Source organism: Methanocorpusculum labreanum Z (assembly GCF_000015765.1).
Taxonomy (GTDB): Archaea; Halobacteriota; Methanomicrobia; order Methanomicrobiales; family Methanocorpusculaceae; genus Methanocorpusculum; species Methanocorpusculum labreanum.
This window is the reverse complement of the sequence record NC_008942.1, coordinates 1,771,948-1,790,168: the sequence shown is the minus strand read 5'-3', so window position 1 is coordinate 1,790,168 and position 18,221 is coordinate 1,771,948. Positions and strand designations below refer to the sequence as shown.

General features: G+C 44.5%; 24 protein-coding genes. 10 read left to right on the top strand and 14 right to left on the bottom strand.

Features of this window, described 5'->3' with window-relative positions:
- Positions 1 to 8 precede the first annotated feature (8 nt).
- From MLAB_RS09240 to MLAB_RS09190, 10 genes are all read right to left on the bottom strand, one after another.
- The gene (locus tag MLAB_RS09240; protein WP_011834107.1) at positions 9 to 527 is read right to left on the bottom strand and encodes a UPF0254 family protein; all 519 of its coding nucleotides are present in this window, start codon (positions 525 to 527) and stop codon (positions 9 to 11) included.
- Positions 527 to 1,162, bottom strand: coding sequence for a ThiF family adenylyltransferase (locus MLAB_RS09235; protein WP_011834106.1), 636 nt, complete (start codon positions 1,160 to 1,162; stop codon positions 527 to 529). Before MLAB_RS09235 ends, MLAB_RS09240 begins: the two co-directional genes overlap by 1 nt.
- Entirely contained in the window at positions 1,149 to 1,880 is a 732-nt protein-coding gene (locus MLAB_RS09230) for a Nif3-like dinuclear metal center hexameric protein (RefSeq protein ID WP_011834105.1), read from the bottom strand. Before MLAB_RS09230 ends, MLAB_RS09235 begins: the two co-directional genes overlap by 14 nt.
- Positions 1,867 to 2,649 carry a DUF1188 domain-containing protein gene (locus MLAB_RS09225; RefSeq protein WP_011834104.1) on the bottom strand — a complete coding sequence of 261 codons (783 nt, stop codon included), beginning with the start codon at positions 2,647 to 2,649 and terminating at the stop codon, positions 1,867 to 1,869. The genes MLAB_RS09230 and MLAB_RS09225 overlap by 14 nt, the downstream gene beginning before the upstream one ends.
- Positions 2,646 to 3,137 (bottom strand): DUF3236 domain-containing protein, encoded by a 492-nt coding sequence (locus MLAB_RS09220; protein ID WP_011834103.1) that lies wholly within the window; start codon positions 3,135 to 3,137, stop codon positions 2,646 to 2,648. Before MLAB_RS09220 ends, MLAB_RS09225 begins: the two co-directional genes overlap by 4 nt.
- On the bottom strand, positions 3,134 to 4,183 hold the full coding sequence (gene hmdB / locus MLAB_RS09215) for a 5,10-methenyltetrahydromethanopterin hydrogenase cofactor biosynthesis protein HmdB (RefSeq protein ID WP_011834102.1): 1,050 nt from the start codon (positions 4,181 to 4,183) through the stop codon (positions 3,134 to 3,136). Before hmdB ends, MLAB_RS09220 begins: the two co-directional genes overlap by 4 nt.
- Positions 4,184 to 4,688: 505 nt before the next feature.
- Positions 4,689 to 5,393, bottom strand: a complete 705-nt coding sequence (locus MLAB_RS09205) for a flavodoxin family protein (protein WP_011834101.1) — start codon at positions 5,391 to 5,393, stop codon at positions 4,689 to 4,691.
- A 73-nt stretch (positions 5,394 to 5,466) separates the two neighbouring features.
- Positions 5,467 to 6,171, bottom strand: coding sequence for a flavodoxin family protein (locus MLAB_RS09200; protein WP_011834100.1), 705 nt, complete (start codon positions 6,169 to 6,171; stop codon positions 5,467 to 5,469).
- 32 nt (positions 6,172 to 6,203) lie between these two features.
- Complete coding sequence (locus MLAB_RS09195) at positions 6,204 to 7,115, bottom strand: phosphotransferase family protein (protein ID WP_011834099.1); 912 nt, start codon at positions 7,113 to 7,115, stop codon at positions 6,204 to 6,206.
- A gap of 12 nt (positions 7,116 to 7,127) precedes the next feature.
- Positions 7,128 to 8,081, bottom strand: a complete 954-nt coding sequence (locus MLAB_RS09190; protein WP_011834098.1) for a tyrosine--tRNA ligase — start codon at positions 8,079 to 8,081, stop codon at positions 7,128 to 7,130.
- A 149-nt stretch (positions 8,082 to 8,230) separates the two neighbouring features.
- Here MLAB_RS09190 and MLAB_RS09185 point away from each other — a divergent pair, with 149 nt between their 5' ends.
- Positions 8,231 to 8,512 (top strand): hypothetical protein, encoded by a 282-nt coding sequence (locus MLAB_RS09185; protein WP_048062142.1) that lies wholly within the window; start codon positions 8,231 to 8,233, stop codon positions 8,510 to 8,512.
- Between the two features lie 633 nt (positions 8,513 to 9,145).
- Here the strand turns inward: MLAB_RS09185 and MLAB_RS09180 are convergent.
- Both MLAB_RS09180 and MLAB_RS09480 read right to left on the bottom strand, forming a co-directional pair.
- Positions 9,146 to 9,967, bottom strand: a complete 822-nt coding sequence (locus MLAB_RS09180) for a winged helix-turn-helix transcriptional regulator (RefSeq protein WP_143702807.1) — start codon at positions 9,965 to 9,967, stop codon at positions 9,146 to 9,148.
- 28 nt (positions 9,968 to 9,995) lie between these two features.
- The gene (locus MLAB_RS09480; RefSeq protein WP_011834096.1) at positions 9,996 to 10,442 is read right to left on the bottom strand and encodes a hypothetical protein; all 447 of its coding nucleotides are present in this window, start codon (positions 10,440 to 10,442) and stop codon (positions 9,996 to 9,998) included.
- A 196-nt stretch (positions 10,443 to 10,638) separates the two neighbouring features.
- Between MLAB_RS09480 and MLAB_RS09170 the strand changes: the two genes are divergently transcribed.
- The 9 genes from MLAB_RS09170 to MLAB_RS09140 all read left to right on the top strand — a co-directional run bounded on the left by MLAB_RS09170 (position 10,639) and on the right by MLAB_RS09140 (position 16,538).
- On the top strand, positions 10,639 to 11,313 hold the full coding sequence (locus MLAB_RS09170) for a hypothetical protein (RefSeq protein WP_048062140.1): 675 nt from the start codon (positions 10,639 to 10,641) through the stop codon (positions 11,311 to 11,313).
- Positions 11,314 to 11,741: 428 nt separating this feature from the next.
- Positions 11,742 to 11,888: a hypothetical protein gene (locus MLAB_RS09915; protein WP_187146122.1), complete on the top strand. Its 147-nt coding sequence runs from the start codon at positions 11,742 to 11,744 to the stop codon at positions 11,886 to 11,888.
- 480 nt (positions 11,889 to 12,368) lie between these two features.
- Positions 12,369 to 12,788: a hypothetical protein gene (locus tag MLAB_RS09165; RefSeq protein ID WP_143702806.1), complete on the top strand. Its 420-nt coding sequence runs from the start codon at positions 12,369 to 12,371 to the stop codon at positions 12,786 to 12,788.
- A 210-nt stretch (positions 12,789 to 12,998) separates the two neighbouring features.
- Positions 12,999 to 13,430: a hypothetical protein gene (locus MLAB_RS09160; RefSeq protein ID WP_011834094.1), complete on the top strand. Its 432-nt coding sequence runs from the start codon at positions 12,999 to 13,001 to the stop codon at positions 13,428 to 13,430.
- 303 nt (positions 13,431 to 13,733) lie between these two features.
- Positions 13,734 to 14,132 carry a hypothetical protein gene (locus MLAB_RS09155; RefSeq protein ID WP_011834093.1) on the top strand — a complete coding sequence of 133 codons (399 nt, stop codon included), beginning with the start codon at positions 13,734 to 13,736 and terminating at the stop codon, positions 14,130 to 14,132.
- 166 nt (positions 14,133 to 14,298) lie between these two features.
- Entirely contained in the window at positions 14,299 to 14,988 is a 690-nt protein-coding gene (locus MLAB_RS09150; RefSeq protein WP_011834092.1) for a hypothetical protein, read from the top strand.
- The gene (locus MLAB_RS09145; RefSeq protein WP_011834091.1) at positions 14,985 to 15,410 is read left to right on the top strand and encodes a hypothetical protein; all 426 of its coding nucleotides are present in this window, start codon (positions 14,985 to 14,987) and stop codon (positions 15,408 to 15,410) included. The genes MLAB_RS09150 and MLAB_RS09145 overlap by 4 nt, the downstream gene beginning before the upstream one ends.
- 240 nt (positions 15,411 to 15,650) lie before the next feature.
- Positions 15,651 to 15,797 carry a hypothetical protein gene (locus MLAB_RS09910; RefSeq protein WP_187146121.1) on the top strand — a complete coding sequence of 49 codons (147 nt, stop codon included), beginning with the start codon at positions 15,651 to 15,653 and terminating at the stop codon, positions 15,795 to 15,797.
- A gap of 63 nt (positions 15,798 to 15,860) precedes the next feature.
- A complete protein-coding gene (locus MLAB_RS09140) occupies positions 15,861 to 16,538 on the top strand; it encodes a hypothetical protein (protein WP_011834090.1) in 678 nt (225 codons plus the stop codon).
- 51 nt (positions 16,539 to 16,589) lie between these two features.
- Here MLAB_RS09140 and MLAB_RS09135 read toward each other — a convergent pair whose 3' ends face one another.
- Together MLAB_RS09135 and MLAB_RS09130 are read right to left on the bottom strand one after the other, a co-directional pair.
- A complete protein-coding gene (locus MLAB_RS09135) occupies positions 16,590 to 17,060 on the bottom strand; it encodes a VOC family protein (protein ID WP_011834089.1) in 471 nt (156 codons plus the stop codon).
- Positions 17,057 to 18,217: a phosphoglycerate mutase family protein gene (locus tag MLAB_RS09130; protein ID WP_011834088.1), complete on the bottom strand. Its 1,161-nt coding sequence runs from the start codon at positions 18,215 to 18,217 to the stop codon at positions 17,057 to 17,059. Before MLAB_RS09130 ends, MLAB_RS09135 begins: the two co-directional genes overlap by 4 nt.
- Between the last annotated feature and the right edge of the window lie 4 nt (positions 18,218 to 18,221).

Here is an 18,221-nt window from a genome sequence, read left to right as displayed (position 1 = left end):
GTTACTAATTATATGTATTTATTATAACTATCGGGGAACTCCCCCTCCAACAAAAATTCCTCAAACAAACGCAGTGCAGTAAAAACACCTGACTTTTCACGCTGCATCAGTTTTTTTGCATCTGAAGTCCTGAAATCTGCATCAATTCTTGTGACTTTGGAATAGATTTTATCCTGAGAGGCTATTGCCACTGCGCCTTTCCCGATGCCTGCAGTAGTTCCTATACCAATATCTGCCCCGGTCACCCGCATAACGGCCTCCGCCATCCGGCATGCCATAATACAATCCTGATCCTGTTCATAAACTTTCACCGTGTCTATAACCAACCGCGGTTCCAGCGGCTCAAAATGCAGAAGAGTTCTGACACCTGTAAGTGTTGGAATAAACATCCCGGCCACAACGGAAATATCAACTTTTTTCCTATCTATAGAAAAGAGATATTCATGCGGATACCCGCGGGCAAATGCATGGAGCTCATTTGCAACTTTTCCGTGGGTAAAGCATTCGGCAGTCGATATCGTCGGCATTATTTCCCCTCGGTCAGACGCAGTATTTCTGACGACATCACTTCTGCAATTTTATCCATGATATACGGAGTAACAGGTTCCCAGTCACGAATCAGTTTTCCAGTCCCGACAAGCATATGATGGGAAATCCCGTATTCAAGCATTGCGGCAACAATTGGATTATCTGTATTTGCTTCTTCCAGAGGAACGGCATAAACATTATCGCCGGAAATACCAAATACACCCATCGTACTGATAGTCTTCATGCCCAAAGACTGGGCATGCCGGATAATAGCCCCGGTAGTAGGCAATGTATCACCGCCTGCAATCTCGACACACGCAACATCCCCTCCGGTAATCAGAGACAGATTTTCCTCAGAAATATACTCTGGAACTGATATTATTTCCCTGCTGTATCCGGGGCCTGCAAGCCGTTTGAGGAAATCTGTTTTATATTCGCCAATTTCTCCACCCCACATGCGGAATATCAGATCATCGGCAGATATTTTTTGTCCGTCATACACAGTTATCCGAACTGGTCCGCCCCGATTGACATGCATGAGATTTAGGGCTGTTCTCAGACCAAGACGGCCAAGACCAATGAGGACAACTTCACCGTGCGGTACTTTTTTTTGTTCTAACTCAGTAATTTTCATAATAGGTTTTCATTCTCCATGGAACAGAAGTATCAAATACCGCTGACTCGACTCCAAAGGAAGCGATTAAATCTCGCAAACGATACAGTCCCGGAAGTTCAGTTGCATAATGCGTAGCATCAATCAGCGGAATTGTAAGGCTTTTTGCAAGAATGGCACCCGGGTGCGTCAGGTCTCCTGAAAGAAAAACATCTGCTCCTTTTTGTTTTGCCAGTTTGATCATGGATGGATTCAGACCAAACCCCGAAACCACTGCAACTGTTTCGATACTTATGTCGGGGATCTCGGAAACGATCTGCAGATATGGACGTCCCAGTTTTTTTGCAGCCTGTTTTGCAAACTCATCCAAAGAAACTGCCCCGTTTGGAAGTTTACCAACTCTTCCCAAACGAGTTGATGCATCCAAAAGAGCTCTTTCAGTCAGCTCGAATACATCGGCGAGAGCATCCCCTGCACCGCCCGGAAAAGCATCCCAGCCGGAATGAAGAACATACGTTGGGAGCGGTGGAATTCCTGTTTTAGGGGGGTGGTGGAGAACAAGAAATTCAGTATCTTCAGGAATTATCTGTCCAGAATAATAATCCATCATCACAGTGACTTTGCTGATATCTGTTTGCAAGGTCTGAGATGAACCGAAGAACTGAGGTTCATCACCGACCATGGAATAGATTGGAGGCACACTCGTCTCGATTTGTGCAATCAGATCAGCAACGATCATCGGTTTCTACCTCGATTATCTCTGTACGGATAAGGGACAGAGATTCCCGCAAAACTGCATCTACATCTATCTCCTTGAGGGAGGATATCCGAAGCGCCGGCTGACTCATTACAGCCTGAAACTGCAGCATATCCCGTTCTTTAAATAAAATACGTTCAGGAAAGTCGGCTGCAGAAACTGCATAAAGCGTTCCGCATAATTTTTCTGCTTCAGCAGCGGCATGGCGTGCGGCCGCGACCGTCAATGTCATTGTACCTGATGTTTTCGTGTTGAGTCCGGTTGTTGTAAGAAGCCCTTTTTTCGGTGCTGAATGATTCATCAGAATTTCCCGACGATTCGATGCTGAACAGATGCACATATCACTTGCATCTGAACACGGGTCTTCAACAATAAGAGCATCGCAATATAAAGAAGAAAGTGTCTGTTTATCTACACCGCCAAGACCGGTCGTATCAATAATAAGGCTCCATCGCCTGCACGGAACCTCGGAGATATGTGTGAAAAAATCTATTCGACCGTTAATGAGTTCTGCAAGATGAGGGTAGATATCAATAACAGTAACCTTTGCTTTCTTGTCCAATCTTGAAGCCAGAGCGGCTCCTGTAAAATATAGACCGAATATAAGTACATTGGAAAGTGAAAGATGTTCCTTCTCGATCCATGCAAGAACTGTGTCTGCTTTTTTTGCGGCAATTTCATTAGCGAGGTCATATTCTCTCAGAGTAGATGTGATGGTAATGACTGAAGATGTTATACCTGTTTCCGTCATATTTTCTCCTTTTGAAAACCGACGCGAACAAGTGCCTCCTCCATTTCATGAGTTACTGCATCAGATATGGATTTTGCGTGATAGAGATGAGACGGAGAAAGAGACGCTGAAAGTATGCGGCCGCGTGAATCCATTATTACAAGCATGGAACCGGAACCCGGAACTCCGAGCCTTCCACGTGCAATGACAAGATCGGCACCGGTTATATCAAGAGCCATAAGAGCCTTACTGACTGCAGGTGTTCGTGTGAGGTCCGGGCTGTTTGTCGGGATGCAAAGATGAACAGCACGGGGCAGACCAAACGAAGAAAGAACTGAATTAATTACTGCGATTTTTCGGTCATCATGATTCGGGACTACGATATGCCGTGAAGATTTGATGTATTCACGAATCGACATGGTTTCTTCTGCCGTGTCACCGAGCCGTGTGCCGTTGAGAGACTGAGAGTATGCACTGGAAACGCAGCAATCAATGGAGTCAAGATTCATTGGACTGATGCACCATCTGTAAATTTCTGGGTTTGATACGGGAAATTCGGATTCAACTGCGGAGAAAGACCAAGATTGTAAATGGTTGTCAGGACATCCGATAAGTTGCCGCAGACTGGAGATCCAACTCCCTTGACATCTACTGGATAATTTTCCGGAATGACCGTTGCGACATTCGTGGCGCCGGCTTTGAGCGAATAACTAACATTTTTTGGTCCTATGGTCGGGGTGGGAACAGTGATACGTATGTCTGGATACATCAGCCTGACAACAAGAATCGTTTTAATCTGTTCAAGCAGCGAGCATGGAGGATGATTGGCCATGGGAGTTCCAGGATACGGGTTAAAACCCATAATCGGGATCTCTCCAAGATTTTTGTATCGTTTCAGAAACTGAAGATGATTTAATCTATCCTGATGGCTTTCCCCGACACCAATCAGCAGACCGGAAGAGAGTTCAAGACCGATATCATCGGTCATCTGACAAACATGAATGCGGTTTGCAAGATTTTCTCCAGGTTTTAATTTATGAAAGAGCTGCTCATTGACGGTTTCAAGGTTGCAGCAGATGGTATCCGTATTATATCTTGAGATTTTTTCAAGAGATTCTCGGGTAAGATCAGCACCCACGTTGATAAGGAGTTCCAATGATGTGGTATTTTTTACAATACGTGCTGCAGAAACCGCTTGTTCACCGCCGTAACCGTGAGCTCCCGAACAACTAACGCGTGGAATGCCCGATAGTTCGATTGCTTTGGCGATTGTTTCAATTTCGCTGTCTGTCTTATGGAATGGAGTATAATATCCGTTTTCTGATGTTCCGGCAGCGAATCCGCAGTATGTGCATTTCGGAGTTACATGACATTGATTGGTAAGATGGATGGTGGACGTCAGTTTGATAGGTGAATGTCCGGATTTTTGTCGATCATAAATAACATTTATCAGCGGCTCCAATTCAGCATAGGAGGAACTGGAAAATATATTCAAATAATCATCCGGGGCAAATCTACGTCCGCTCTCCACTTTTTTCAGAATTTTTTCATTCATGATTGTAACCCACGTAATATGATACATTTATTAATGCTAATTATTAACATAAATTACTTATGTATTGTTACTAATATTAATATTAATATTAACTAATATTACACATTTTAAAATGATGATAACAAACTAATTTTATTTCCATGTGTTTTTTTTACAACAATAATCGTTTATGGCAGATGACATCGCTGTAAATCCATTGATATCCTCAAAAAAAGAAAAAATCGCCAATTATTTGACTTATATTAATTTGTGCTTTGTTTTAAATTGGTTTCACTTTATGTATAGTTTTTACTTCCATATACTACGAATGAACGGAATTTTTCAATTGTCACACCAGAGAAGAGCATCTTTTATTATCTTATCTCTACTGATTTCCCGATTTCTTTTTGTCCAAAAGATATGTGGCAGGATTCTCTACGTATGTCCCGTGATAGAAAAAACCGATCCAAGAATCTTCGAAAAGATGTGGTGATGAAGGTGTGTTTGTCAACAGGCGCGGTGCGTCTCAGGCGTCCTTCCAGGGTATTTTCCCGTCTAACCAGCCGTTTTCTTCCCAGTATGCTGCATCGGATTCAATAAACCGATATTTTTTCTGTACAAACCGCATCAGATAGAAGAGCATCCTGACTTTGAGCCGGGGTCCTGCTCCCTGCTGTCTTTGGATTTTTCGGGCTGTCTTCTTGACTTCTTGTGCAAACGCCGCTTTGCTTTTGTCGGTGACCTCCGTCCATTCTCCCGCCAGAACCGCATTTTTGAAACCATAGGTCCGGCCGACTCCCCACCAGTCAAAGGAATCCTGAATATCCTTTGCTGCACTCCGCATCCCGGCTTTTGCGGCCGTTATAATAAAAAGTGCCTGTTTGCGAAACATCTGCGGGTTTGGCTTGTGTCCCATCCACCGACACCCGAAGTGGTCTAAGAGTGCCTTGACCTGGCCGGGCACATGGAACACATACACGGGAGCAGTGATAATGATCAGATCCGCATTCTGCATTGCCTCCTCTATCGGCTGGATGTATTTATAGTGAGGGCAGGTTGTGGTGTCGGAAAAACAGTTGAAGCAGCCGGTGCAGAATGCCGGCATGTCCCGTGGAAGGTGGAATTCGGTGACTGGGTCGCCGTCTGCGAGTTCAGCTAGGAACTGCTGGGCGATGTTGTACGTACTGGATTTTTCCGTACGGCTCGTTCCATAAATGACGGTGATTTTCATTGGATGATGGAGTATTGGGTTGTGGAAACATGTACTTTTCCCCCCTCCCGATCCCGGCAGTGAACGAAGTTTTTCAGGTGTCCTTCCAGGGTTTTTTCCCGTCGAACCAGCCTTTCTCCTTCCAGTATGCCACATCTTCCGGATTGTACCGGTATTTTTTCTGCACGAACCTCATCAGATAGAAGATCATCTTCACTTTGAGGCGTGGTCCGGATCCTTTTTGTGCGAGAATTTTCCGGGAGGTCGCCTTGACTTCTTTTGTAATTTTCTCTCTCTTTTTCTCGGAAACCTGACTCCATTCCGAAGCCTGGACCGCTTTTTTGAAGGTGTAGGTCCGCCCGACTCCCCACCAGTTAAAAGAATCCTGAGCATCCTTTGCTGCGTGCCGCATACCTGCTCCGGCGGCCGTTGTAATAACGAGGCCCTGTTTGTGGAAAAACGCCTCAATCGGCCGGTGGGCTATCCATTGATAGCCGAAGTGGTCCAACAGGGCTTTGACCTGTCCCGGCATATGAAACACATACACCGGAGCCGAGATAATGATCAGATCGGCGTTTAACATGGCGTCCGAGATCGGCTTGATGTATGCGTAGTGGGGACACTTCGCCGGATCGGAAAAACAGTTGAAACATCCGGTGCAGAACTCCGGCATGTCCTTTGGGAGGTGGAATTCGGTGACCGGGTCGCCGTCTGCGAGTTCAGCTAGGAACTGCTGGGCGATGTTGTACGTACTGGATTTTTCCGTACGGCTCGTACCATAGATGACAGTGATTTTCATTGGATGATGGAGTATATAACTTCAGGAATATTCTATTTTGCCCCGTCCTTTTTTGCTTCCACATACCAGCAGGGAACGGAACTTTTCATATCATCATACCAGAATAGGACCTCTTTTGCCATTTCTACAGCCGTGTCGACCTCTTTTTGGCCAAAAGGTATCGACCAGGGGATCGAGGAAAGCGTATTGCTGCTGATGTACAAGAGAAGCAGATCCCAGAATTCATCAGGAACGGATCCTTCAAAATATCCGTCGATCCGTCCAGCCGCAAAATAGATACTTCTTTTCGCACACCACACGATCCGGTTGAACTCTTCCCAGGGATCCCCGTAATCGATCCGGTTGAAATCGATGATACAGGGCTCTCCCTCCTCGCTGATTATCAAATTCCCGCAGTGAAAATCTCCGTGCTGGAAACACTGCGGCCGGTTTTGTATCAGATGCCTGTGTTCTTCGATGTAGGCAAGCATCAGATCGTCATGCTCGAAACAGATGCCGCATTCAAGATACCGCTCACATTTCCAGTCGAGTTTTTTCCCAAACCGAACACCCCAAGGTTTCATATCTTTTGGAGCCGGAATCGAATTGAGCCGTTTCTGCAAATTCCCGGCCTTTATCCCAATATTATACTGCTCCTCTTTTGAAAGAAGAGGCAAAACGTCTTCTGCTTCTTTGCCTTCTGTCCAGCTGAGAAGCATGTACACCGAGGCATTGCCCCGGCATCTTCCAAATGCGATCGGTTTTGGTGCCGGAATTTCCAGAGATTCTATCGTTTGGAGAGCTTCGAACTCCTCTTTTTTCCGGTCGTATTTGTCTATGGCAGACACGCGAAGCAGGAGTTTTCGGCCGTCGTCTGTTTTGACACGATATTTTGCATCATCGGACCAGCCTTTGAGGATCGGCGTTATTTCAGTGAATGCCTGATTCGGGATTTCGTCCGGCATAAAAAAGGAAGATTAGTTTTTGTAGCTCTGCACATACGCGTAAGCGTCTGCGAGGAGTTCTGTGAGGGCATCGCCGCATGCAGCTTTGAGATCCATCGGGTGGATCTTGCCGCCGGCGTACGCCGCTTCGAGTTCTGCATAGCTGTGGAACTCGAGGTCCCCGCCGAACTTTTCCGGCCGGCGGATCGCGATCGTGTCCATTCTCGGGAAGACGTTGTACCGGAAGATCTGCAGGATCGGGTTGCCTTCGGTCTCCGGCGGGCAGAATGCCTTTTTCATCTTCTTTTTGATCTCTTCGGGCGAGTCGGCGACCGAGACGACGTTTCCTTTCGAGGAGGACATCTTCTCGCCGTCGAGACCGTTGACAATTGGCGTGTGGATACATACCGGGGGTTTGTATCCGAGGGTCGGCAGGTGTTCGCGTGCGAGCATGTGGATCTTTCTCTGGTCGATGCCGCCGACTGCTGCGTCGACGTTCAGGGTCGGGATATCGACGACCTGCATGACCGGGTAGACCATCTGGGAGACCATCGGATTATCCATCGCACGGCCGACTTCATCCATACTGCGGGTGGCACGGTTCAGGGTGATCTGCTGGCAGAGGGTCAGGACTTCGGTCTGATACTTCGGGGTGAGCTGGACGTCGGTTCCGAGGACGAACTCGGCGCCTTTGAGGCCGACAGCCTCGATGCAGGCTTTGTTGTAGTCTGCAAGCTCTTTGATCTGTTCGAAGGTTCCTTTTCTGTTCAGATAAGCGTGCAGGTTTGCGATCAAGACCACGACGTCAAACCCTGCTGCTTTCATATCCATCAGTTTATTGATGGTCACCAGGTGACCGAGGTGAATCTCGCCGCTTGGTTCATAACCGGTATAGACCCGTTTTGTTGGTTTGTTCAACAAAGCTCTGAGTTCGTCTTCGGTGACGATCTCAGCCGTATTACGGGTGACGAGTTCGTATGCGTCCATATCGGGATATGTTGTCCGTGAAATACTATAAAGGATGTGTGACAATGTGTGGACCGGGCTACGGTCTAACATGTAGACAGGAAGAATGTTCATTCGGGAAATGCCGGATCTCTCCCTGTTATGTCCGGAGTTCGGCTGGGTGATCTCAAATGAAAAAACAGACGTACTTCGATTTCGTGTACGGCATTCTTTTTGACGCAAGAGAAAAACCCACCGCGAATAAGCCCAAGCGGGTTTTCCCGCTTGAGGCGGCACGCAAGCCTTTGGCTTGCACGCCTCCGCGAATAAACACGAATCGCATTTTTCTTGCGCTGTCGTGCTCTGCTCCGGCTTATGCGTGCAAATCGGAGATTTGCGTGCCGCCTCAAATGGGCTTTGCCCATTTGGGCTTCGCCTACGCAGGAATCGCACGCCGTCTGGAAAAATGCTGATGGAAAAACCCGCGTGCGGGTTTTTCTGTTGGACCCCTCACTCAGCATATATTATAATAGAATAAATTTGGAGAAAACCCGTTCGCAAACCTTCGGTTTGCTCTCCGTAAACTTCTCTTTGTGTAATCGAAAAATAATGAAACAATAGAAAAACCCGCACGCGGGTTTTTCCCCAGCATTTTTCAAGAGAGGGTGCGATTCCTGCGTAGGCGATAAGCCGGAGCAGAGCACCCGAACGTAAGGAAAATGCGATTCGTGTTAATTCGCGGAGATTCGCGGTTAAATAATCTCTTGTCTCCACACCCAGCCAACTCCTTCCCCGAATGGGATGGTGATTCCTTCTTGGATTTTAAAGAGTGATAGACTGCAGACGTCGGGTCAGTATCTGCCATATAGACAGGTAAAAAAGAGAGGTGTTTATTGGAAGAATGTCATCTTCCGAACTTTGAACCGGATACGGCGATCGTGATGATCAGGACGACGAGTCCTGCCACGATTTTATCCAGCACTGAGGGTGCGTATTTCATACTAGATTATTGCCGTTATTCTCTCATAAATGCGGCGTTAACTACAAAAATTTTGTTAGTTATCGTATTATTCGAAAAATTTGCGGGAAATTCCCCTGATGGCTGATCACGTTTCCATCACAATGCGTTCACCGCCGCCCAACTCTTCAGGCCCCATCCTAAAATACACATTCATGGCATCCGGGCTGAGCGAGTAGTACGAGATCCCTCCCTCTTTCACCTCGGCAAGTAATCGGCCGTCGAAATTTTTCAGATGAAAATACACGGTGTCCGGAGATTTGCCGATGATCCCGGCGATCTCGTGGCGTGTCAGGTTTGGATTGCGATATAATGTTTTGAAAATCGAATTAGTGGTTTCATTTTCCAGAATGCCGTATATGACCGGTTCTAAGGATTCCTGATCGATCGGGTGTGCAGAATAGTACGTTCTTCCGTTCACTTCGGCTGCAAATATCTTCTGCTCGATCTGGAGTCTGTGAAGCTGATAGGCAACGGATCCCCGTGAACTTTCCACCCCGTTGACGATCTGTTTTTGCGAGCAGAATTTGTGCTGCCGAATGTAGGCGAGGATCTTTGCCGGCGTTGATTTTGGATTTTTTTCGGGAGATTTGCGGCGGCAGAAGACGACGAAGGTACCGCAGATACCAAAGATCGTAGAAAAAACCGGAATTAATATTGTGCTGGTCATGTTTCCAAGTGGCGTTGGTTCAAAGTAATCAAAGTATGAGCCGATATAGATGGGAAGCACCTCTTTCCAGTAAACAAGGTTCAGCCATCCGGTAATAGTCACTCCCTCAATTCCGTCATCGACAGGCACTATCTCATAGTCGATCGGGGTTATTACTAAGTCATCTTCGGCAGGGTAAGTGTAATAGAAGTCAAAGGCGCTTACTGGTCCACATACACCTGCAAGTACGCAAAGGAGCACAACCCATAGGAAAAAGTGAATTTTGTGTCTAAACAGCATAGAATTGCAAAGTATATGGCTGAGTACCGCTCACCGATGCCCCATTAATAGATATTGTCCATAGGCCTGCTGCAAGGTTTCCGCTTATGGCAAGGGGAATCACTCCATTTGCTACTCCATCAAATGAATCGTAATACGGTCCATATGAAGATTCATCCGGTTTTTTTATCTTCATACTGAGAGTATTTTGTGTATTCCCCCATGAGAGAGCAATCTCAATTCTTGATTTACCAGCAGGAAGGAGATATGAGTGACTCTTCCATTCTCCTTGCGTAATGATATTGTAAAGCGGCGGAGCCTTACTACCATCGGTAAACTTGTACCAGGGCGTTATCGTATACTTTGCGGCATTATCAGAAAAATCAGCTGCACCCGCAGGCATTACACAGCATGCGGTCAAAAGGAGCATGCCGATCAAAAGAATCTGTATCTTCATACATTGGTATGTTCTGTTGTTTCTTTGTTATAAATACATTGAGCATAGATTCCAATTCTGCCTCATTCCATTTAACTCTTGAATACATGCGTTGGAATCTATGCTCAATGTATTGATAATAGATGAGGGAGAAAGGGTAGTTTTGGTGGTGGTGTAAAAGCCAGCATCATTGAAGAAATGTAAGAGGATATGAAAAATGAAACAGATTATGAAATTAATTCCAATTCTCATCTGTATATTAGTGATGAGTATGATGTTCGTTTCAGCAGCATCTGCAAATTCAGTTAATTCCGAATTAAATTCAGATACAGTTTTCGTAAATGAAGCATTATCATGTACAAATACTCAGACAAACTCACCTGATGTCTTTTCTTCACCTGAAAATTTCATTACGTATTTGAAATCTTTCGATGGGAAATATGAAAATGTCTTAAATCAGTATTCTTCATTATCAGAGGAGCAACAGAAAATCTTTTTGGAAAAATTAAAGAATTTTGAAGATATAGAGGTCTCTATTCAAAAAGTACCAGTTACCTCAGCTAAATCCTCTGAACAGTATATATCTATGGATGCTCTCTTCTCTCTTCAGGGAATCAACTTGATGTCTATCAAAATGGATGGAAGATATACTACAAGTGGATCAATGGCTGTAAGTCCTCTTTATGCTAATGCTTACGTAACCACACTTTATGTACCTTTTGTCTCCTTGACGAGATCATCGTTGGATTCTTATGTCAGTAATGGTGTATTCTATGAAAATTCTGCATTTACTGCATTGGTAAATGTAGCTGGACTTGGTTTTACTCCCCGCACTTTCTATCTTGAAATGAGAGGGAACGGTTATGGAAGAACATATACTAATACGTGGTAAATAGTTCTTCAAAATAGCATTGGGTATTACATCTGCTATTTGTATTTTATTTATACTATCTGTGGTTACCTCCGGCATAGTTATTATCATTACACAGATGATTCCGTAATCCACATCTGTCGGCAGAGCAAAAATGGCAATGATCCAAAGCGGGCTGTAGTTTTCAACCCGACTTTAAACCATTGCAGCCTCACTAATTGTGGTTATATAGATTATTCCGGGATTAATTACATTTTTATTAATGGTTTATTTTTTACAAACAGGAGTTCTGATGTCTGTAAGTAAGGATAGATTAGATTATCTTTTTTTACCATAGTATACCACCAGCATTGGATTCTATGCTCAATGTATTGATAATAGATGAAAGAGAAGGTATAGTAATGATGGTTGTAAAAACCGGCCTATTATGAAATGTACGAGGAGATATAATGGTGAATGATAAAGAGTATTTCAAAGATGTTATGAAAATAGCATTAGGTATTGTATTAGGTGTTGTATCTGCCGTTTGTATTTTATTCATATTGGGTGTGATTGCGTCCGGTGTAGGTCTTCTCGTTGCCCAGCTCATGTCATGATCTGCACACGTTGGCAGATCAACAATGGCAATTATTGCAGTTATCTGAATGAATTATAAATGGATTAATTAGATTTGGCTTAATCAGTTTATTTTTACAAAAAGAGTCCTGATGTCTGTAAGTGAAGATATATTGGGCTATCCATTTTTAATCAGGGTACACATCCGGCATTGGATTCCTGGCTCAATGTATTGATTATAGATAAAGGAGAAGGTATAGTTGTGGATCGGGATCCAGTCTGCACGATTATTACAAAGAGAAGTCCCCTCTGCTGCTTACGTACCTTCGGGAAGAAAATCTTCTAACGAGATTCAAATGATGAAATTCAGTATAAAAATTCTTACTGGATGCATATGCATACTACTGTTGACCCTTAGTGCCGGCTGCATCTTACCGGATCACTACTCAGAAAATAATAGCCTGCCTGCCTTCATGCCGGGTATGTTTGATTTTGGGTTTTTGATATCACCCCCCGAAGTAGTGTCATATACCACTCCTGCTCTTGACTGGTACTACGATTTGGATAATGCAACGGGTTTTGTAAGCGTCCAAAGACGGGATGACCGGTCAAATCAGATTCCAATTTACATTACAGAACCGGGTGTTGAGGGAAGAATTGCCATAAAAATCACGGCATCCGGAGAGGATATTATTGTTACGCTCAATAGAACATTTCCTATGTCTCCTTTGTCGGAAGGGATGTCACTCACCCTCGAAGGTAAGCCGATCTACGTGAAGGACGGTGAAACGGCAGATGCAACTCTTATTCTCCAGGTAGATCCCTCTACAGTGAATACTGTTACGCACACGGTGGTCTGGCTGGAGACGACGAGTGGGTGGGGACGGGCACGTGTCTGTCAGTTGTATTCAGCTGCTGATCCAAACAGACCGGATATTTGAATATACAATATGCGGATGTGAGATTCCTCCCTTTATTTTATCACTATTTTTCTCACGATCTCGAAGGATACTTCGGCATTGGATTCTATGCTCAATGTATTGATAACAAATCAAGGACGAATTGGTAATTATGGTATTACAGTAGATTCTACAATATCATAAATAGATTTAATAGCTATTGCTCCTTGGGGTTAGATTAGAAAGATATCTATGAACACTAAAAAAAGTATACTCATTATCGTCGTGTGTATAGTGGGGCTGATATGTGCCTCTGCGATTTGGTTTTCAGTATTTGGTCTTCCGTTTACTGAGACAAAACCGCAAATACAGCACCCGATAAATATCGACATAACATTTCCGACAGAAGGGGGGACAGTAAACTATGATGTTGTTCCGGCAGGCCATGGGGTTTTTGGAACAATCCTTTCGGATTATGAAATAGAATCAGCATATGTCAAGAGTTTTGGTTACGGTGAACCGGAATTAACAAAAATAACATCATATACAGGTATGCTTTGTGGAGTTCCGACAACACCTGGAAAAACAAACATTACAGTTGTTGTTACTGATGTTAAAGGAAACACAGCAGAAAAGACGATTAACTTTACTGTAATAACAGGTCCGCCTGCTCCTCCAAAATAAAAATAGCAAAGCTGTTTGGATATTATTTCCATTGACATCAAACTTTTTTAATAAAAACCAAATTACAAAAATTCGCTGAAGAATGAGATCGAGATTAAACCGCTGAGAGTATGGGCGGAGAGTGTCAAAGTCAGGATAGAAATTGACCTGTTTTCTATTGCCCATAATATTCACGATTCCAACAGATATACCCATCATTGGATTCTGGGCTCAATGTATTGATAAGAGATGAGGGAGATAAGATAATTTTAGTGTTGTTGAACGTAAACCACGTATAAAATCTCTCAAAGTCAGGTACACATAATGGACGAAAAATCTGCCAAATCTAAAAAAATCATTTTAGACATTCTTATTCTGATCATTGGATTGAGCATCGGCTATGCCATTATATTTTTTGCGTTGGGTCTTGGAGATACATGGGGGATGACATTGCATTATATCCCAGATTATGATAGCAATAATAGTACCTTGGAACTGGTTGTTCTGACAGAGGATGATTTCCAAAAATATCCTGCATTAAAAGAGGCTTTCCTTACCAGAGATACAAATGTCGACACCTCGGATCCTGAAAAAAGACTATATGAGGTTAATTTTGTCGTGGTACAAACCAGACAGCAGATCAATGAAATTAGAGAATATATATTGAACAAGGTTTTTTATTGGGAAGGGGGATATTACTCGGCGATCATGCCTATAGAATAGAGAGATATCCTCTATTTTATCACTCTTTGTCTCACGATCCCTAAGGATACTCCCGGCATTGGATTCCAGGCTCAATGTATTGATAATAGATGAGGGAAAAGGTGTAATTATAGATCATAGAAACCATCTCCACAATCATAAACAATTTCATACACCTTGCCTGATCATGACTGAACAAACCAAAAATGCCCAACGAAGTGTCATCTGCATGGCACTCATCTATCTACTGCCGCTATGCATATTTCCCTCACCTTTTTTATGGAGTGTCTCCCGGCCGATATTTCTGTCAAACCCAATTGCCGATGGGCTGTGTGCGAGTCTGCTGTTTATTCTGCCGATTGTAGCTCTGATAGGGGTGATAACGTATAAAAAAACATTCGGCAAGGAAAAAACGACATGGTTCACGGTTCTTTTAATTGCCCTTGCTTTTTTGCTCGTCATCAATACAGTAATGGGCATCATGTATCTCATCTATGAAACTTTGCTTGGGACTCCTGCTTGGAATACCTTCATCTATTTCATCCTGATTCTTGCCCCTCTCCTCTCTCTTGCTGTCCCGAAGCTCTGCGAAGCACGAAAACCGCAGAAGATCCTGTCGGGAGTCTCGAAAGGATTTGCTGTATTCAGCATCTTCTATCTGATCTATGCTATGTTTCGTGGAATAGCAGGAGATGCATACGATGTTGTTGTCCCCGGCATGCCTCCCGCTTATCCTTGGTATATATCCCAGGTGTTTATGTTGAGCCTTAGCATAATCTGGGCCCTCTTCGGTCTCGCGGTTGGAGCCTGTATGATTTGGTTGTGTCGAAAATCTGAAAATGATGTATGCATGTGTAACGAATGTGATGAAAAATGAACAAAGACCCAAATCACGCGAAAAAATATGGGTATATATTATTGGTAGTTCTCATTCTCTTACTGTTCATACTTTTTGCCCCTCTTATGGTGGAATCCACCGGTATCTTGGACAGTAAGTCAATGATATTAACCTATTCATCATATCCTGAAAAACCGATCAACCACGTATGGAACGAATCCGGATATGCGATATTGAATATTACTGATGATGATTTCGAAAAATATCCTGAGATAAAGGAGTTGTTTCTGACTAAAGATACCAGTATAAAAAAATCGGACCCTAGAACAGATAACCCTGTATTGAATAGTGTCCAGGTTCTGACTCGACAACGAATCGATGAGATCCGGGAAAAATACTGTATTCACAGAATTCTCTACTGGGAAGGAGAGTATTATCAGGCAGGCATCCCGTATTCATAATTTATTCTGGTTCTTTGATGAATCGAGTGGAAAATAGATGTTTTGAATCTATCATCTCCCTCATTATTTGTTCCCTATAGAAATTGACCTGTTTTCTTTTTCCCGCACTATTCACCGCCCTGTTCAACAGATATACTCAACATTGGATTCTGGGCTCAATGTATTGATAATAGATGAGGAAGAAGGTATAGTTATGGTGGTGTAAAAACCGACCTATGATGAAATCTACGAGAACATATAATGATGAAAGATAAAGAGTTTTCCAATGGTGTTATGAAAATAGCATTAGGTGTTGTATTAGGCATTGTATCTGCCGTTTGTATTTTATTTATCCTAAGCGTGATTGCCTCCGGCGTTGTCCTTCTCGTCGCACAGATCATGTCGTGATTCTGTCAGGGACGACCCCTCTCATGAAATCAACATTCAACGTTATACTGCCCGTCGGGAACCATGACTGACCAAACCCAAAACACCCAACGAAGTGCCGTCTGCATTGCACTCATCTATTTTTTGCCGGTATCTGTATGGCTGCTGTATATTTTATTCACGCAATATTATTATCCTGCAATTTCCGGCAGCTTTGCTCCGGTATTCCTTTTCGGCACATCTCTCCTTGCGGTATTTGCGGTCTCCCTTCTCCTCCTCCCGTTTGCCGGGGCGATACAAGGTCTGCGCCTTCGCACAATGCGTAAACTTCCCTGCATACTGATAATAACGGCAGTTGTTCTCATTCTCGGTATATCAGTATGCTTGATAGTCATTGGAAAGCCCCAATCATTTGGAGAAGCTCTGCGGATATTTTCCTTATCTCTCTTCGACATCTCACTGATTCTCACGCCTCTCTACTGTCCGGCGGCATTTATGCTTAGAGGAGCCTCTTCGAAAAAGGCAGTTTCTGCGAAAACATCAGGTATCTGTCTTGGCATTGCCGGTTTAGGAATGACATATGTGTATTACGGCATCTCTCGCAGCGTTCAGCAGTATGATACATCGCTTAACCTGATAAAGGACATATGGTATTATTCGATCTGGGTATTACTCATCGGTTATGGCATATGGGCAGTGATTGGCGTGATAGCCGGAATTCTGACACTCGCGTCATTAAAAAATAGAGATGATCTGCAGTAGATCCTTCATCCAAAAGGACATGGAATCTGCGGCAGTTTCTGAACTTCCGAGTTATTCCTCTTCCAGAAACATCTCCACGACCTCTTCCGGGAACATCGTTTTCGCGACGATCTCTTCAACGGTCATGCCCTGTTCCTTGAATCTGCGGCAGACATTCATCATACTCTCGCCTACTTCGATGATGTGCATGTCCGGATCATAGAATCTGACGACCCTCTGACCCCAGGCATGTTCGATCACAGGATGAACGTATTTCACATCATACTTCTTGAGGCGCTCAATGAATGCATCGAACTCCTCCTCCTCGAAGTAGAGCTCGGCATCGTTTCCCTGATACCGGATCTCGGCATCGGGTTTATCGATAAATCCTGTCCAGGAACTCTTCGACTGAATCGCAAACGACTCGTCGAACGTGACGTTTGCCCCGAAATCCATGGTTATTTCCTGACCAAGGACCTCGGTATAGAACTTTTTCGATGCTTCGATATCATCGACTACGATTAACGGGCATATAAACTTCATAATTTTGTCTCCTTCCCTCTCCACCAGAGGTACCATATTTCATTTTTTCTAAATAAAATGCATCCGTCCAGAAAACCTGTCCAGTCATCCGTGAAATCATACTCGGTCAGCGTAGATACAAATGCACAAAGAAATACATCATGGGTCACACAGACCGCGATGCCGTCCTGAAATGCCGTACTTTTCAGGAATCCGAGCAGTCTGTCCGTTCCCTCCCTGATCGGATAATGACCGGGCAGCGTGCCTGTTCTGATATATTCAAGAGCCACCGTCTTGGTCGGATTTTTCACATAGAAGCCGCGGGTCAGCTCGTCATCAAAAACGTATGCCCCGGGATCGCCGAGAAAATCGTTTGCGCAGACATTTTCAGGCTCTTTTGCTCCTGCAAGGATCAGCTCGGCGGTACGCATGCACCGAAACATCGGGCTTGCATACGCTTTGATCCGCCGGCCTCCGATTCTTTCGCCAAAGGTCAGTGCTGCCCGCTCCCCCCGGATCGTGAGTTTTTTGTGGGACCCCGGCTCTCCTTTGATGAACGGCTCCCGTTCGGCATGCCTGACGAGAACGACCGCCGCATCCCATTCGGTCATCTTCAGAATAGTGGGGATCGGGCTTTCCGTTCCGATGAATCTGACCATTCCTGAAATAGGATATTCATCCTCGGGGGGATCGGCCCGGTGAATTTCCTTTCCCGTCATATCGATAACGAGCCAGCCGTCCTCGTCTCTGACGAGTGCTTCGCCGTTGACGAATCTTCGGGCATCGAAGTACCAGTCTCCGTAAAGCATCTCCCCTCCGGTCGTGATGTGGGTCGCTCCGTAATTTTTCCGGTAGATCACCGCCGTCCCTTCGAAAAACTCCTCGGCATAGAGATAGTTGTTGTGCCCGATCCGTTTTCCCTCTTCGTTGATGTGGAAATACTCGCCGTCTGCCGTTTTGACCACTGCACAGTCATACGAAAAATCCCCTGCCTGGGCGTATCTTTCTTCATAAAGGGGGCTGCCTGAAAAATCGATATGATACGCTCCCGATTCATCAACTACGGCGGCAAGGCCCGGGAACCGGAACGGTCCGACGGCCTTGAACCGTTTTTCATAGATAGGCGCACCGCCAAACTCGTGATACGTCCCGTCGGAACTTGGTAATGGAAGATCCATAAAA

Coding starts and splice junctions, on each gene's coding strand:
- MLAB_RS09240 (WP_011834107.1), bottom strand. CDS start 527: ATGCCGACGATATCGACTGCCGAATGCTTTACCCACGGAAAAGTTGCA.
- MLAB_RS09235 (WP_011834106.1), bottom strand. CDS start 1,162: ATGAAAATTACTGAGTTAGAACAAAAAAAAGTACCGCACGGTGAAGTT.
- MLAB_RS09185 (WP_048062142.1), top strand. CDS start 8,231: ATGAAAAAACAGACGTACTTCGATTTCGTGTACGGCATTCTTTTTGAC.
- MLAB_RS09160 (WP_011834094.1), top strand. CDS start 12,999: ATGAACACTAAAAAAAGTATACTCATTATCGTCGTGTGTATAGTGGGG.
- MLAB_RS09190 (WP_011834098.1), bottom strand. CDS start 8,081: ATGGACGCATACGAACTCGTCACCCGTAATACGGCTGAGATCGTCACC.
- MLAB_RS09205 (WP_011834101.1), bottom strand. CDS start 5,393: ATGAAAATCACCGTCATTTATGGAACGAGCCGTACGGAAAAATCCAGT.
- MLAB_RS09140 (WP_011834090.1), top strand. CDS start 15,861: ATGACTGACCAAACCCAAAACACCCAACGAAGTGCCGTCTGCATTGCA.
- MLAB_RS09195 (WP_011834099.1), bottom strand. CDS start 7,115: ATGCCGGACGAAATCCCGAATCAGGCATTCACTGAAATAACGCCGATC.
- MLAB_RS09915 (WP_187146122.1), top strand. CDS start 11,742: ATGGTGAATGATAAAGAGTATTTCAAAGATGTTATGAAAATAGCATTA.
- MLAB_RS09200 (WP_011834100.1), bottom strand. CDS start 6,171: ATGAAAATCACTGTCATCTATGGTACGAGCCGTACGGAAAAATCCAGT.
- hmdB (WP_011834102.1), bottom strand. CDS start 4,183: ATGAATGAAAAAATTCTGAAAAAAGTGGAGAGCGGACGTAGATTTGCC.
- MLAB_RS09230 (WP_011834105.1), bottom strand. CDS start 1,880: ATGATCGTTGCTGATCTGATTGCACAAATCGAGACGAGTGTGCCTCCA.
- MLAB_RS09910 (WP_187146121.1), top strand. CDS start 15,651: ATGATGAAAGATAAAGAGTTTTCCAATGGTGTTATGAAAATAGCATTA.
- MLAB_RS09480 (WP_011834096.1), bottom strand. CDS start 10,442: ATGAAGATACAGATTCTTTTGATCGGCATGCTCCTTTTGACCGCATGC.
- MLAB_RS09150 (WP_011834092.1), top strand. CDS start 14,299: ATGACTGAACAAACCAAAAATGCCCAACGAAGTGTCATCTGCATGGCA.
- MLAB_RS09170 (WP_048062140.1), top strand. CDS start 10,639: ATGAAACAGATTATGAAATTAATTCCAATTCTCATCTGTATATTAGTG.
- MLAB_RS09155 (WP_011834093.1), top strand. CDS start 13,734: ATGGACGAAAAATCTGCCAAATCTAAAAAAATCATTTTAGACATTCTT.
- MLAB_RS09130 (WP_011834088.1), bottom strand. CDS start 18,217: ATGGATCTTCCATTACCAAGTTCCGACGGGACGTATCACGAGTTTGGC.
- MLAB_RS09225 (WP_011834104.1), bottom strand. CDS start 2,649: ATGACGGAAACAGGTATAACATCTTCAGTCATTACCATCACATCTACT.
- MLAB_RS09135 (WP_011834089.1), bottom strand. CDS start 17,060: ATGAAGTTTATATGCCCGTTAATCGTAGTCGATGATATCGAAGCATCG.
- MLAB_RS09145 (WP_011834091.1), top strand. CDS start 14,985: ATGAACAAAGACCCAAATCACGCGAAAAAATATGGGTATATATTATTG.
- MLAB_RS09220 (WP_011834103.1), bottom strand. CDS start 3,137: ATGAATCTTGACTCCATTGATTGCTGCGTTTCCAGTGCATACTCTCAG.